Origin of the sequence: Enterobacter cloacae complex sp. IR5459 (assembly GCF_049238005.1) — a bacterium.
Taxonomy (GTDB): domain Bacteria; phylum Pseudomonadota; class Gammaproteobacteria; order Enterobacterales; family Enterobacteriaceae; genus Enterobacter; species Enterobacter hormaechei_C.
Genome location: NZ_JBMKIG010000001.1, coordinates 197836 through 211846 on the forward strand (window position 1 = coordinate 197836; position 14011 = coordinate 211846).

Annotated in this window: 13 protein-coding genes, 1 tRNA gene and 2 pseudogenes; 9 read left to right on the forward strand and 7 right to left on the reverse strand. The window is 52.1% G+C overall.

Going from position 1 to position 14011, the window contains the following annotated elements; translation table 11 throughout:
• Window position 1: 1 nt before the first annotated feature.
• The gene (locus ACOTX4_RS00945) at window positions 2-766 is read left to right on the forward strand and encodes a siderophore-interacting protein (protein ID WP_421635344.1); all 765 of its coding nucleotides are present in this window, start codon (window positions 2-4) and stop codon (window positions 764-766) included.
• Here ACOTX4_RS00945 and ACOTX4_RS00950 read toward each other — a convergent pair whose 3' ends face one another.
• Entirely contained in the window at window positions 767-1936 is a 1170-nt protein-coding gene (locus ACOTX4_RS00950; protein ID WP_045332912.1) for a DNA repair protein, read from the reverse strand.
• A 455-nt stretch (window positions 1937-2391) separates the two neighbouring features.
• Window positions 2392-2883, reverse strand: coding sequence for an Hcp family type VI secretion system effector (locus tag ACOTX4_RS00955; protein ID WP_003862590.1), 492 nt, complete (start codon window positions 2881-2883; stop codon window positions 2392-2394).
• Between the two features lie 206 nt (window positions 2884-3089).
• On the opposite strand from ACOTX4_RS00955, the gene ACOTX4_RS00960 reads away from it, so the two are divergent.
• The 3 genes from ACOTX4_RS00960 to ACOTX4_RS00970 all read left to right on the forward strand — a co-directional run bounded on the left by ACOTX4_RS00960 (window position 3090) and on the right by ACOTX4_RS00970 (window position 5498).
• Window positions 3090-3482: a polymorphic toxin type 44 domain-containing protein gene (locus ACOTX4_RS00960; protein ID WP_003862589.1), complete on the forward strand. Its 393-nt coding sequence runs from the start codon at window positions 3090-3092 to the stop codon at window positions 3480-3482.
• Window positions 3460-3924, forward strand: a complete 465-nt coding sequence (locus ACOTX4_RS00965) for a hypothetical protein (RefSeq protein ID WP_003862587.1) — start codon at window positions 3460-3462, stop codon at window positions 3922-3924. Before ACOTX4_RS00960 ends, ACOTX4_RS00965 begins: the two co-directional genes overlap by 23 nt.
• A gap of 1163 nt (window positions 3925-5087) precedes the next feature.
• Entirely contained in the window at window positions 5088-5498 is a 411-nt protein-coding gene (locus tag ACOTX4_RS00970; RefSeq protein WP_045332911.1) for a hypothetical protein, read from the forward strand.
• On the opposite strand, the pseudogene ACOTX4_RS00975 reads toward ACOTX4_RS00970, so the two are convergent.
• Window positions 5455-5577: pseudogene (locus tag ACOTX4_RS00975) on the reverse strand (site-specific integrase); the annotation flags it as partial. The gene ACOTX4_RS00970 and the pseudogene ACOTX4_RS00975 sit on opposite strands and share 44 nt — an antisense overlap.
• On the opposite strand from ACOTX4_RS00975, the pseudogene ACOTX4_RS00980 reads away from it, so the two are divergent.
• The 3 genes and pseudogenes from ACOTX4_RS00980 to ACOTX4_RS00990 form a co-directional block, all read left to right on the forward strand.
• Window positions 5576-6306: pseudogene (locus ACOTX4_RS00980) on the forward strand (hypothetical protein); the annotation flags it as partial. The pseudogenes ACOTX4_RS00975 and ACOTX4_RS00980 overlap by 2 nt on opposite strands.
• A gap of 615 nt (window positions 6307-6921) precedes the next feature.
• On the forward strand, window positions 6922-7566 hold the full coding sequence (locus tag ACOTX4_RS00985) for a hypothetical protein (protein WP_045332907.1): 645 nt from the start codon (window positions 6922-6924) through the stop codon (window positions 7564-7566).
• Window positions 7529-7714 carry a hypothetical protein gene (locus tag ACOTX4_RS00990; RefSeq protein WP_126523712.1) on the forward strand — a complete coding sequence of 62 codons (186 nt, stop codon included), beginning with the start codon at window positions 7529-7531 and terminating at the stop codon, window positions 7712-7714. Before ACOTX4_RS00985 ends, ACOTX4_RS00990 begins: the two co-directional genes overlap by 38 nt.
• Before the next feature lie 149 nt (window positions 7715-7863).
• Here the strand turns inward: ACOTX4_RS00990 and ACOTX4_RS00995 are convergent.
• Window positions 7864-7939, reverse strand: a tRNA-Ile gene (locus ACOTX4_RS00995).
• Between the two features lie 124 nt (window positions 7940-8063).
• Here ACOTX4_RS00995 and mug point away from each other — a divergent pair.
• A complete protein-coding gene (gene mug / locus ACOTX4_RS01000) occupies window positions 8064-8570 on the forward strand; it encodes a G/U mismatch-specific DNA glycosylase (RefSeq protein ID WP_032607936.1) in 507 nt (168 codons plus the stop codon).
• Between the two features lie 101 nt (window positions 8571-8671).
• Here mug and rpoD read toward each other — a convergent pair whose 3' ends face one another.
• The 3 genes from rpoD to rpsU all read right to left on the reverse strand — a co-directional run bounded on the left by rpoD (window position 8672) and on the right by rpsU (window position 12745).
• Window positions 8672-10513 (reverse strand): RNA polymerase sigma factor RpoD, encoded by a 1842-nt coding sequence (rpoD, locus tag ACOTX4_RS01005; protein WP_063841075.1) that lies wholly within the window; start codon window positions 10511-10513, stop codon window positions 8672-8674.
• 152 nt (window positions 10514-10665) lie between these two features.
• Window positions 10666-12414: a DNA primase gene (dnaG, locus tag ACOTX4_RS01010; protein WP_045332906.1), complete on the reverse strand. Its 1749-nt coding sequence runs from the start codon at window positions 12412-12414 to the stop codon at window positions 10666-10668.
• 115 nt (window positions 12415-12529) lie between these two features.
• Window positions 12530-12745 (reverse strand): 30S ribosomal protein S21, encoded by a 216-nt coding sequence (rpsU, locus tag ACOTX4_RS01015; RefSeq protein ID WP_001144069.1) that lies wholly within the window; start codon window positions 12743-12745, stop codon window positions 12530-12532.
• Window positions 12746-12981: 236 nt separating this feature from the next.
• Here rpsU and tsaD point away from each other — a divergent pair, with 236 nt between their 5' ends.
• On the forward strand, window positions 12982-13995 hold the full coding sequence (tsaD, locus tag ACOTX4_RS01020) for a tRNA (adenosine(37)-N6)-threonylcarbamoyltransferase complex transferase subunit TsaD (protein WP_022651877.1): 1014 nt from the start codon (window positions 12982-12984) through the stop codon (window positions 13993-13995).
• Window positions 13996-14011: the final 16 nt, after the last annotated feature.

Sequence of the window (14011 nt, forward strand, 5' to 3'; positions counted from 1 at the left end):
CATGGCATCTACCCGTTACCCTCAACGTGTCCGCAATGACCTGCGTTTTCGTGAGCTGAACGTGATGCGCACTGAGCGAGTCAGTGCAGGATTTCAGCGCATTGTGCTAGGCGGCGAGGCGCTGGAGGGCTTTAGCTCTCGCGGCTTTGACGACCATACCAAAGTCTTTTTCCCGGCACCGGGCACCACTTTCGTGCCGCCTGTGGTGACTGATGAACGCATCGACTGGGGCGACGGCGTGCGTCCGCAGGCGCGTGACTATACCCCGCTGTACGATGACGAAAAACATGAGCTGGCGCTCGATTTCTTCGTTCATGATGGTGGCATTGCCAGCAACTGGGCGGTAGAGGCGAAGGTGGGCGACAAGCTGACCATCGGTGGTCCGCGTGGTTCGCTGGTGGTGCCGGAAGATTACGCCTGGCAGCTGTACGTGTGCGACGAGTCGGGCATGCCCGCGCTGCGCCGCCGTTTAGAAGGCATCGCAAAACTGCCTGTTCGCCCGGCGATCCACGCCATCGTCACCGTGGGCGATACGGCGTACCAGGACTATCTGGCGCACCTGAGCGGGTTCAACATTACCTGGGTTATTGGCCACAACGAGCAGGCGGTAGCCGACCATCTTGCAGCGCTGGCCGTGCCGGAAGAGGATTACTTTATCTGGCTGACCGGAGAGGGGAAAGTGGTAAAACGCCTGAGCCGTCAGTTTGAAACCGACGCAATTGACCCACAGCTGGTGCGTGCCAGCGCGTACTGGCACGCCAAATAATCAGGCAGCGGGATCCAGCTGCGCTTCGCTCACCTGATGTTCGAGCGAGGCGCATACCTCTTTCAGCGCTTTCTCCTGCTGGGCAAAGTAGGCTTCCATATTGCTGAGCGACGAGACGAGCAGCCAGGACTCTTCTTTCTCCAGCTCTGCCAGCTCGTTCACCAGGGTGTCGATTTGCTCACGCACCTGCGCCATCTTTTTACGAATACGTTCCAGGTCGTTCAGCCTGTCGCTCGCCATCATCGGTTCAAACCCTTGTTGCAGACGGGCGACCAGCAAGCGAATGGCCTTCACGTCGCCGCGCTGTTTGGCCTGGTTGAGCTGTACCATCATCCTGTTGGCTTCTTCTTTTAAATCATCGGCAACCAGATCCGGGTGGCATAGCTTGCTCGCCTGACGCCAGAGCCGCTTCAGCTCGTTCCGATCCTCTTCAGAGAGATCCTTGCCTTTACGCAGGCGAACTTCGGCATCATGATGCTGTTCGCGATACTTCTTGTACTCTTCGTTGGCCTCATCGCGCGCCTGACGTGCTGGCTCTTCTTCACGCGTTAAACCGGTCTCCAGCTCCATCGCTTCGGCCAGCAGGTTGGCAATCAGATTACTTTGCTGCTGAAGATGCTTGCGCGCCTCTGCCGCCTGAACGGAATCCGCAGGCAGATCTCGCCAGCGCCCGGTGAGCGTTGACAGAACCTCTACGGCCTGCGCCATATAGCCCTGGCAGCGGCGGTAATCCTCTTCCCGACGACGCGTCTCCTCCTGCTGACGACGCAGGTTAAGCTCCGCCAGCGTTTTACGCAGGGCGAGGATCTGCTGCATCAACGGCCCGAGGCGGGAGAAATAGAGATCGTTGAACTCATCAAGCTGCTGTACCCGGGCGTTACGGCGATCAATCAGATCGCGCAGACGCTCTTCCAGGGCTTTCAGCTCCAGCTTGCTGGCCGCCAGCTGCGGGTCACGCCACGGGGTAACGGCGCGCTGGCTTTGCAGCCAGGCGGTGATAGCGCGAAGGGCTGCGGTATAGTTTTTCTGCTCAAGCGCCGCGACGATGGACAGGAGATTATCGTCAAAGGCTTCCTCTTTGAGACGTTTCAACTGGCTCCGGATGATGTCGTCATCTTCCAGCTCAATGGCATTTTTAATGATTTCTAGCCGTTTGATCGGTGTGCTCATGATGCCTTTCGCTCTGGCGCTTAAGTATTTGAGTTAAGGTTAGTTGTTGTAAAAGCTACAGGAAATAATACACACGGATGATGATCGGCGCGATGGGGGATTTCTTTAGTTTTTAGGGTTTGTGAAAGAGTGAGAGTTATTGAATCTTCCTTCTGGAACGGGGAGCACGGGGTTAAATGTGACCTTAGAGTTCACTTTTGAATGCGTGAGCCGAGAAACTCGAAAATTTGGGGTTCTGGAGGCGTGCAGCGGCAGCGGTACGCCGCAATAACTGCCAGAGAATGCTTAACAGCATTAAGCATGATTAAAATACCCCAAATGCATAAGAAGTGCGGAGAGCTGGCGCCAGGTGATCGCGCGGGGTGTTGCCATCGAGGGGAGGCTACGTGCTGGCAAACCGAGGGGGCGAAAGAATTGGCACTAAAAACAATACAGGGCGGATTAACCGCCCTTTTTTACGCTGTAACCCGCTCGTTCCACGCGTCCGAGTATTGGATGTTCCCATCGCAATACTTCCAGGTGATCCGCTCATAGCGGAGCTGTATTCCCTCATTATGATTGTGTATCTGTAACGCTGGCTCTTTACAGTTATGCATGACGGGGTTAATGCTGACTACCCGGACGTTTTCAAGCAGCATATTGAAATATTCAACCTCCTGGCCCGCATCGTTGATTTTATACCACTTGATCTCTGCGCTTTTCAGCGTTTGGCCGGTGGCTACCGCTTTGTAGAGATACGGGCTGGAGCTATCAAACTCTTTTTCAATTACGAGCGGCGCATGTAAGCGCGTGCTGGTGATCTTGCCGGTGTTGTTATCGGTCGGAACTAACAAGCCGTGACTAAAAGAGAGGATCTCTATACTACCTTCTCTATTTTGAACATCCACAGATCCCTTAATCGGGTTGCCGCCATCATCCTTAAGCCATAAATAAGCAGGAATAGCCATTTTTAAAACTCCATTTCCATTGAGGATAAACCCTCATTAATGACTAAATACGGATCGCAGGTGATACAAATTGTGTTATAGGTTCGTGTTATTTAATTTCGTTACTTATTGATGTTGCAAATAAAATTAATAAATTGATCTTCAGCAGTACGCGTTACCGTTATTGCTCTTATGTTGCCCTTTTTGCCTGGCAGAAAGGAAGAACGATGGCATGTATACCAATTTATCCACCCCGCGGGCTGGAGATATTGCGCGAACACATAAGGCTCGCGCGGGCGCGTCACGAAGTCCAGAATATGGCCGCCCCGCTTACGTATACGTGGTTTTATGAGCGAGTAAGAAACGGCGGGCCATGGGATTACAAACAACAAAAACGGGCTTATGCTGACTTCGGGAATTTCCATTACGGCGCTGTGGGTTATGCAGCGTGCATCCCTGCAAAGATTTTGCTTATTGCTGCCGGCGCGGCGCAGTGGAAAGCCGGCACATCAAGACCCGAATGGGGTAATTTCACGGGGGCCCCGCCGTTTGGTGATGATCCGATTGACCAATTTTGGATAAAGCAAGGCATCGACTATGTTAAACAGCATCACTTTTAGGACGCTGCACTGGATCGCCACTATTCTTATGGCCCTGGCGGTCGCGGGGTACTGTTATTTCCAACATATACAGCGTTTAACTGTTAGTGATCGGCTATATGAAGTTCGCCAGCTCACGCCCCGGACCTGGTTATACATTACTGAGTATGACGGCTCGAACATGACCACCGGGGAAGTGTATCGTTATTTTTTAGCGAGTAAGATTGACGGTGATCCGCTGGTGGCTCTCGAAAAACAACATATCGCGCCCACGCTCACAGCGAATACCGCCCGCGCAAAAGTTGAAGGCATAGGCAACAATATCTCATTTACTGTTCACGGCACTGTGTACAGCTTTACAACGTCCGCATTTTTTTATGATGCTGAGGGAATAGCGGCCGCGCCGTCAATTGACTTAACGGCCCGCGGCGAGAGCTGGGACAAGGGGAAATTTAGTCGATAGATAAATATTTATTTAAAAATCCCTTGCGGTCGGGTCAATGACTCGATGAGCAGCGTGTAAGTTTTCACGGCGTACCCGTAGCCGTTCATGGGTCAGAAGTACATTGTGGTTGTCAACCGGGTTCGAACAGGGTGATTGCCCCGCCCGGTCAGTGGCTGGGACGTGACCCGGTTGATGTTGCCAGGGAAGAACACGCCGCAAAGCTGGCAGCAGAACAGCCAGCATAAGCATCATTGAGGGGGGCAAGCAGAACCGAAGCAGTGATGAAGATCCGTTTCATTCATACCCCTTGCAATAGTGGTTACTGCATGAAGCTGATTAGATCCAGGAGTGTATGAACGGTCATAAATTAACTATAAAACACTATGGTTAATTTTTTGGAATATCCCCGGCATATCCCTGGAAAAAAGAGGCTGGTGGGTAACTCCCCGCCAGCCCTTGCTGTATTTGGTGGCCCCTGCTGGACTTGAACCAGCGACCAAGCGATTATGAGTTCCTACCTGAACAACCAAAAATCAATGATTTTCCTTTAAAATCAGTCTATTGAATTGTCACTGATTATCACCAATTGTCTGGATTTCTTCATTTCAACCGCCATTTTATCGCCATTTTGTATAAGGTTAACTATTTGTTTTCAGTGGGGTTGATCCGTTCTTTCTCTGGCCTCATATCTTCAGTGACCGATTTGCTACCCCGGTCTGTTAGAAGGTGTAAAGGCGGCTTCCTTCATATCCTATTTTGGAGATTGGATATGAAAAAGAAGCTTACAACCCACCAAGCTACACGTAATAAGACTGCATGTTGTTGTAAAGATGTAAATGAAAATTTGTTGCTACGTGCCGCACGCTACGTTCCGGCTATGTACTATTTGTACAAATTTTCGAACGATTTACATCCTCAATTCTGGTCAGCGATTGGCAGCGCTGATTGGCATGCAATCAAGGAGGTCATTAGCGCGATACTTAAACTGAGCTAACTTGAACTTGAATGTTAACTTTTTGTTTACATGGGGGTTATATGAATAATCACCTTAACACTAACGGTAAATCTGCACTGATTTAACACCTCTTTCATTTGGAGGAAGCGCCATTTCCTCCGGAGCGCTTATGGATAATGGAGCAGCGTTACTCGTAAGTAGGGTAGTGATGTAAAAGGAGTTTCGATTGAAGCTGGACATCAACGATCTAGATAATTCAGATGAGAAAATGTTGCAGGCGATAGAGTCAGCTTTTGGTGACCTTTCGTTGGCAGATGTCATCCCTCAAACTTTGAAAGATGCGTTTGTTCAAGCTGGTTTACAGGCTGTGCGGCAAGAAGAGCCAAACCCAGAACCGCCCTCGAATAAGGAGGTTTTGTTAAGCTCATATCTTGAATACGCAATGCACGTCATCCTTGAACGTGCGACAGAAAGAAAAAATTTCCATCCTGTATTACCCCTATTTTGTAACTTGGTCACTAACGTAAAAAATCCTACAACAGCAGGATTTTTACCTTTCCTTTTACTTGAAAAATTTCTGCTACATGTGCTGTTTAAGAGGATACGAGCTCCCCCTTTGATGCACATAAAGGGTTGAATCTTACAGCATCCTCTGGATGGTCAGGCGCAAAATGCGCATAACGAATTGTCATCTTTATATCAGTATGTCCAAGTAATGATTCGGGGATGTTCCAGTTTCCGCCTGAAGAAACGCTGGTCGAAATCGCTTTTACTGGCGGACGGCCGGATAAGTCTTTTGTACGGCAGACCGTGCCGGACGGAACCAGCCTCCCGGATATCCAGCCTGGCGAACAGCTGCAACAGCAGCGCGCGGAAGTATCGCAGCGCGTCACCCAGGCGGGGGACTGGGTGAGGCAGACAGACCAGACGATCAGTAAAACCTCAATGGCGCGGGTAGTTAAGGCCGATACAGAACAGCGGGAGCTGGTCAGCCGCGAAACCACGGTTAAAGCTACGGATAAAATTACCGTGCTGGGCACGTCCACGCTGATGGCCGGAGCCATTCAGCAGGTGTGTACGGGGGATTACAGCCAGGCTGTGAATAACCGCGTGGCGAGTATCGGCGGCAATGATGAAACGGACATAGCCGGGAGCCAGACAGTCACAACGGGTAAAGACCTGATCGTGAAAATTGGCTAGATACGTAAAAGTGTGGCGGCGTGTAACAGCAGATTATTGCCCCGGTAGTGTGGATTGGCTCTGGCACTATCAATGTGGCACAGCTGATGCTGGACACGCTCGACATGGTTAAAGAGCTGGCAGAGCAAACGGCAAGCCACACGCACAGCAATACGGGAGCACCGACCAACGCGGGAGCAATCCGGAACACCGGAGCGAAAGCGGATACGCTGAACGGCAAATACTCCCCGGTGATTGGTAAGTAAACCAGTCCAGAACATAACCCGCGAAAGCGGGTTTTTTATGTGCTTCATCCCCTGGCGGGGATATCTCTTTTCTTACCTCTTAAGCGGCTATCGCTACGCGCTGTCAGCGGCGCTCTGGCGCGTTCAGCTTTATAGCCACCCTTAAAACAGATCGTGTCCACAGCGGGGCGCTGGCGCGTCACAGCACGGCCAAAAAAAATCTTTCGCAGACCAAAATCGCACTACACCGCACCCGCCTGCGGTTTTTGGATCATAAAAATTTTTCAGTTTTATTTTTCTACAAACCAGACCGCCAGACCGCGCCAGTGCTGGCGGCTTTGCGGAAAACCAGAACTGAAAAGATTGAAAAGAATTTCAGTGTTTTTCACTTTTATGGATCTGTGGAGGATCGAAAGAAAACTGTAACCATAAGATAAATAAAAAGAAAGTTAATTTTATGTGAGGTTCGAAGGATCGTTTTGGTTTCTTGTCTTAAAGGCGCAACCGGGCGACAGGGCAGAGCTGGCGCGGTACAGGGGGAAATTAAGGGTTTCTGGAAAACTGAAAAATTACGTCTGGAAGCGCCCGTAAGCTTTGGTTATTCTTTGTTCGGGTTCAGAACAATACGGATGAGATATGGATGCTAAACAGGTTGCATTAGGGATTCTCGATGGGATCTCCTCCATACCAAACACAGCTTACATGGGTGTTGTAAGAAGCTGGGAGGGAAGCGGGCTTGGCGGGGATAGTGCTAGGCAAAGAAACCAGGCTGAGACGGAGCGTTTTTTTTATATGCTCAAGAGCCTGGGTAATGCTGAGTCACCATTACGCAGACTGATAACTATCGTTTTCACGTCGTTCTATCAGAAACTCAATGATGATGGTAAAGAGGCCGTAAACAATAAATTGGGTTACGGAGCCGGGAGCGTTGGTGGGCGAACAGCAGGGCAAATAGCTCTGGCACAGACAACCGCAAGTCTGATGTTGAACCGTCTGGCGATTGACCAGGCGTACAAGCATTTTATTCGGTTCAGCGCTTCAGCAGCGTTAAACGTAGTGATGTTTCAGGGAATCATCGAAGAGTCAGCCAGAGCATCAAGGCGGATGAAAGCCAAATATCCCTCTACATACGCCAGGGTGTCAAAAGAGAATCTGGATATGGTCTACTTTCTCGTTGAACAGCAGTTAGAGCCTTACCTGGTGTTCATTGAAGGACACCCTAGTGATTGCAAAGGAATACAGAATGAAATTTGTAAAATCGTTAATGTCCCACGCAATTGAGGGAACCATCACCTTTCTGGCTGTGATTTTTGCTATGGGGTCATTCTTCTGGTTTGAAAGCACATGGATGAAATTCGCCGGGTGTTTTGGCGCATTGTTAGTCGGCTACTTGCTTTCATACGGAGCGGCAAAAATCAGAGGCGGATAATAAAAAAAATCATGCACTGCTATGCAGAATGCGGCCTGGCGGATGCCTGCAAAAAATAGTGAGGGGACAAAAAGGGGACACCCGCAATTCCGTTAACAAAAAAGCCACTCTTTCGAGTGGCTTAATTATATGATTTTAAAGCAAAAATTTGGTGGCCCCTGCTGGACTTGAACCAGCGACCAAGCGATTATGAGTCGCCTGCTCTAACCACTGAGCTAAGGGGCCGTGGCGGTGAATTATAAAGTAACTCCCCTCAGCAATCCAGCCATTCACACCTGCCTGCTGTTTTTATAAACAACGCATAATCAATCCTTTATACTTATCTTAAGATGCATAGACAGGAGTAGAGATGATCAACGATATTCTGGCCCCTGGCCTGCGGGTGGTGTTCTGCGGTATTAATCCGGGCAAGTCATCGGCGCACACCGGTTTTCACTTTGCTCATCCGGGAAATCGCTTCTGGAAGGTGATCCACCAGGCCGGATTTACCGACAAACAGCTTAAGCCGGAAGAAGAGCAGCAGCTGCTGGATACGCGCTGTGGCATCACCATGCTGGTCGAGCGACCCACGGTGCAGGCGAGCGAAGTGAATCTGCATGAGCTGCGCGCTGGCGGGCGTGAGCTGATCGCGAAAATTGAAGACTATCAGCCCGCGGCGCTGGCGATCCTCGGCAAGCAGGCCTACGAGCAGGCGTTCAGCCAGCGCGGTGTGAAGTGGGGTAAGCAGAACATTACCATTGGCGTAACGCAGGTTTGGGTGTTGCCGAACCCCAGCGGGCTGAACAGGGCGACGCTGGACAAGCTGGTGGAGGCGTATCGGGAACTTGATGAGGCGCTTGTGGTGAGGGGGCTTTAGCTCCTCTGCGGCCTGATGCCCTCACCCTGACCCTCTCCCACAGGGAGAGGGAATAAACAAAAAAAAGCTCCCGATTGGGAGCTTTTTCATTTCAGGACCGATTAATCGTCCAGGAAGCTACGCAGCACTTCAGAGCGGCTCGGATGGCGCAGTTTACGCAGCGCCTTCGCTTCGATCTGACGGATACGTTCGCGGGTCACGTCAAACTGTTTACCCACTTCTTCCAGCGTGTGGTCGGTGTTCATGTCGATACCGAAACGCATACGCAGCACTTTGGCTTCACGGGCGGTCAGGCCAGCCAGCACGTCGTGCGTAGCGGCACGCAGGCTCTCGGTGGTGGCAGAGTCCAGCGGCAGCTCGAGGGTGGTATCCTCGATGAAATCACCCAGATGCGAATCTTCATCATCACCGATTGGCGTTTCCATGGAGATTGGCTCTTTAGCGATTTTCAGCACTTTACGGATCTTGTCTTCCGGCATCAGCATGCGTTCAGCCAGCTCTTCCGGCGTCGGCTCGCGGCCCATCTCCTGCAACATCTGGCGAGAGATACGGTTGAGTTTGTTGATGGTCTCAATCATATGCACCGGAATACGGATGGTGCGCGCCTGGTCTGCGATAGAGCGGGTGATCGCCTGACGGATCCACCAGGTAGCATAGGTGGAGAACTTGTAACCACGACGGTATTCAAACTTATCTACCGCTTTCATCAGACCGATGTTGCCTTCCTGAATCAGATCCAGGAATTGCAGGCCACGGTTGGTGTATTTCTTGGCGATAGAGATAACCAGACGTAAGTTCGCTTCAACCATCTCTTTCTTCGCACGGCGGGCTTTCGCTTCACCGATGGACATACGACGGTTGATGTCTTTTACCTGCTCGATGGTCAGGCCGGTCTCTTCTTCAATCTGATGCAGTTTTTGCAGGCCGCGCTGTACGTCTTCTTTCACGTCGTGCAGCTTTTCAGACCACGGCTTGTTCATCGCGATAGCGGCGTTGAACCAGGTTTCGCTGGTTTCGTTGCCGGTGAAGAGGGTGATGAAGTTCTTCTTCGGCATTTTGCACTGTTCAACGCACAGCTTCATGATGATACGTTCCTGGGTACGTACGCGATCCATCATCACGCGCATGCTGTTCACCAGGTAGTCGAACTGTTTTGGCACCAGGCGGAACTGTTTGAACACTTCAGACAGCTTCAGGATCTCTTCCTGAGCGGCGGCATGGCTGCGGCCTTTCGCTTTGATGGTGTCACGCGTCACTTCGTACTGGGTACGCAGCTCGGCAAATTTCTCACGCGCCAGTTCAGGGTCGATGCTGTTGTCGTCATCGCTGCTGTCGTCGTCTTCTTCATCTTCGTCTTCGTCGTCATCCATCTCTTCCTGAGACAGCTCAGAACCGACGTGAGTGGCGGTTGGCGCCATATCTTCTTCAGCGTTCGGGTCGACAAAGCCAGTGATCAGATCGGACAGACGCGCTTCTTCTGCTTCAACGCGATCGTACTGCTCCAGCAGATAGGTGATCGCTTCCGGGTATTCGGCAACAGAGCACTGAACCTGGTTGATCCCGTCTTCGATGCGTTTTGCGATGTCAATTTCGCCTTCGCGGGTCAACAGTTCAACGGTACCCATTTCGCGCATGTACATGCGGACCGGGTCAGTGGTACGCCCGATTTCAGATTCCACGCTGGACAGGACCTGTGCAGCAGCTTCTTCCGCATCTTCGTCAGTGTTGTTGGAGGTTTCAGCCAGCAACAGATCATCGGCATCCGGTGCTTCTTCCATCACCTGAATGCCCATGTCATTGATCATTTGGATGATATCTTCGATCTGATCTGAATCGACGATATCTTCCGGCAGATGGTCATTGACCTCGGCATAGGTCAGATAGCCTTGCTCCTTACCGCGTTGGACAAGAAGTTTCAGCTGTGACTGCGGGTTTTGCTCCATAAGACGGTATCCACACTTAATTCGTTTGATTGGTGTCGGCGATGGGCTGCCAACCTTTAAAGCGAGGGCGTACTTATATTTTTGCCGCTGCCTCTCAGTGCGGCTGCCGGGGGCTTCCCGATCGATATTCGGCACTTAAGCCGTTAAATTTTTTATTTCTTCGCCAGTTCCTGGTTAATCATCCAGAGCTCCCGGCGTTCTTCGCTGCTTAGGCCATGGGTGCGCTCGCGAGCTATCAACTCTTCCTGGCGCAACTCAAGCATCGAATCAAACATATGGTTGAGTGAGTCGGTGAACGTTTTTTCTGCGATATCCTTATCTGCTATATCGTCCCACATCGACAGTTTTTCAAGGGTAGCGGCCTCTTTTGTGCCGCGATAATGCTCTAAAAGTTGTCCGGTGGTCAGACCTGGCTGAGACAAACAAGTGTTGACCAATTCTGAAAATAAGCCAAGCCCGGGCAATTTTTCGTGGTTCAAACCCGCCAGCGACGGCACTTGCGGAGCAAGTTCGGGGTTTTGCACCAGCAACCCTATCAGTATACGCATGGTTGTGCGTTTTAGCTGAGGCGCGGGGCGTACCGTGCCGTTTTCAGCCTGTTTCGGCATTAAACGTTCAAGCTGGCTGTCATCCAGAATGCCGAGCTTGTTGCCTAACTCCTGACGCAGATAGATGCGCAGCGTTTCGCCGGGCACCTGGCTGATTAACGGCAGCGCCAGCGTGCTGAGCTGCGCGCGCCCGTCAGGGGTACTCAAATCAACCTGCGGCATCAGGCTGTTAAACAGAAACGTGGAGAGCGGCTGAGCCTGCTCCATCCGCGCTTCAAACGCCGCTTTGCCCTCTTTACGCACCAGCGTATCCGGGTCTTCACCGTCGGGCAGGAACATAAAGCGTAACTGACGCCCGTCGGTCATATACGGCAACGCGGTTTCCAGCGCTCGCCAGGCGGCGTCGCGTCCTGCGCGGTCACCGTCGTAACAGCAAATCACGTTGTTGGTGACGCGGAACAGCAGCTGGATATGGTCCGCCGTGGTGGACGTTCCCAGCGACGCAACGGCATAGTTAATGTCGTACTGCGCCAGCGCAACAACATCCATATAGCCTTCGACGACCAGAAGACGCGGAGGTTCCGCATTATCCTGCTGTGCCTCATAAAGACCGTAAAGCTGGCGGCCCTTATGGAAAATATCGGTTTCCGGGGAGTTAAGGTATTTCGGCAGGGCATCACCCAGCACGCGACCACCAAAACCTATCACCCGGCCACGCTTGTCGCGGATCGGGAACATCACCCGTTCACGGAAGCGGTCGTAGCTTCGTCCCTGGTCGTTGGTGACCAGCATGCCTGCGTCGATGAGGGATTTACGATCTTCGCTATTATTGCCGCCAAAACGCTTTAACACGTTGTCCCAGCCGGGCGGGGCGTAACCAATAGCGAAACGCGCAATCACATCGTCGCTCAGTCCGCGCTTGTTCAGATACTGACGCGCAGGCTCAGCCGCAGAGTGCTTAAGAGACTGTTGGTAAAACGAATTCAGGCCATCCATCAGTTGGTACAGCGTTTGCCGCTGATGGCGCTCGATCTGACTTGGCCCACTGCCCGCTTCATACGGCACTTCAAGGTTATGCATCGCCGCCAGCTCTTCGACGGTTTCAACGAACTCGAGCTTGTCGTAGTTCATCAAAAAATCGACGGCATTACCGTGTGCGCCACAGCCGAAGCAATGGTAGAACTGCTTTTCACCGTTTACGGTGAAAGAGGGGGTTTTTTCGTTATGGAACGGACAGCACGCATGGTAGTTCTTGCCCTGCTTTTTTAGCTTCACCCGCGCGTCGATGAGATCGACGATGTCGGTTCTGGCAAGCAGGTCATTGATGAAAACGCGTGGGATTCTTCCGGCCATATGCCCCAAAAATTTAAGCGACTTATAAACGAAAACAAGCCGCGCATTCCTTCCGGAAGCACGGCCTTACGACTACAACTCTGTCTGTCAATTGAGGGCTGTGGCCCTCAACAGATTAGTACAGACGAGTACGGCGTGCGTTTTCGCGAGCCAGTTTCTTCGCGTGACGTTTCACAGCGGAAGCTTTAGCGCGCTTACGTTCGGTCGTTGGTTTTTCATAAAACTCACGACGACGAACTTCAGCCAGAACACCTGCTTTCTCGCATGAACGTTTGAAGCGACGCAGTGCTACGTCGAACGGCTCGTTTTCACGTACTTTAATTACCGGCATGTAACTCTCACCTTTAATAAATTCGGTTTGCCGCTGGCATCAACGCCAGCTTATTTCAAAATGGTGCGGAATTTTACTGCAAATGCTGCTGCTTTGTAAAGCACCGATGCGATTTTGAAAGGGACTTTAATAAGGGTGAGGAGTATACACGAGGCTTCTTCCTGGGGCGAACAAAGTTTTACAACAATCCGCCCAGGCTCTACACTGCGCGGTATTGAAACGAGGTAAAACAAGTCATGCGTGTACTGGGTATTGAAACATCCTGCGATGAAACCGGCATCGCGATTTACGACGACGAAAAAGGGCTTCTGGCCAACCAACTGTATAGTCAGGTGAAATTGCACGCTGACTACGGCGGCGTCGTGCCTGAACTGGCCTCTCGTGACCACGTGCGTAAAACGGTTCCCCTGATCCAGGCGGCGCTGAAAGAGGCCGGGTTGAGTGCAAAAGATATTGATGCCGTGGCCTATACCGCAGGACCGGGCCTGGTCGGCGCGCTGCTGGTCGGCGCAACGGTAGGGCGTTCACTGGCCTTCGCGTGGGATGTTCCGGCCATTCCGGTTCACCATATGGAAGGGCACCTTCTGGCGCCGATGCTGGAAGACAATCCGCCAGCGTTCCCGTTTGTGGCGCTGCTGGTTTCCGGTGGTCATACCCAACTGATCAGCGTAACGGGTATTGGCAAGTATGAGCTGCTGGGCGAGTCAATTGACGATGCAGCCGGTGAAGCCTTCGACAAAACCGCCAAGCTGCTGGGGCTGGATTACCCGGGCGGCCCGATGCTCTCGAAAATGGCCGCACAGGGCACGGAAGGGCGCTTTGTCTTCCCACGGCCGATGACTGATCGTCCGGGGCTGGATTTCAGCTTCTCCGGTTTGAAAACCTTCGCGGCGAACACCATCCGCAATAACGACGACAGCGAGCAGACGCGTGCCGACATCGCTCGTGCGTTCGAAGATGCGGTGGTGGATACGCTGATGATCAAGTGCAAACGCGCGCTGGATCAGACCGGCTTTAAGCGCCTGGTGATGGCAGGCGGCGTGAGCGCCAACCGTACGCTGCGCGCGAAGCTTGCAGAGATGATGCAAAAGCGTCGTGGGGAAGTGTTCTACGCGCGTCCTGAATTTTGTACCGATAACGGGGCGATGATCGCCTACGCCGGGATGGTGCGCCTGAACGCTGGCGCCACGGCTGACCTGAGCGTGTCCGTGCGTCCGCGCTGGCCGCTGGCGGAGCTGCCTGAGGCGTGAACGGCTCTCCCGTCAT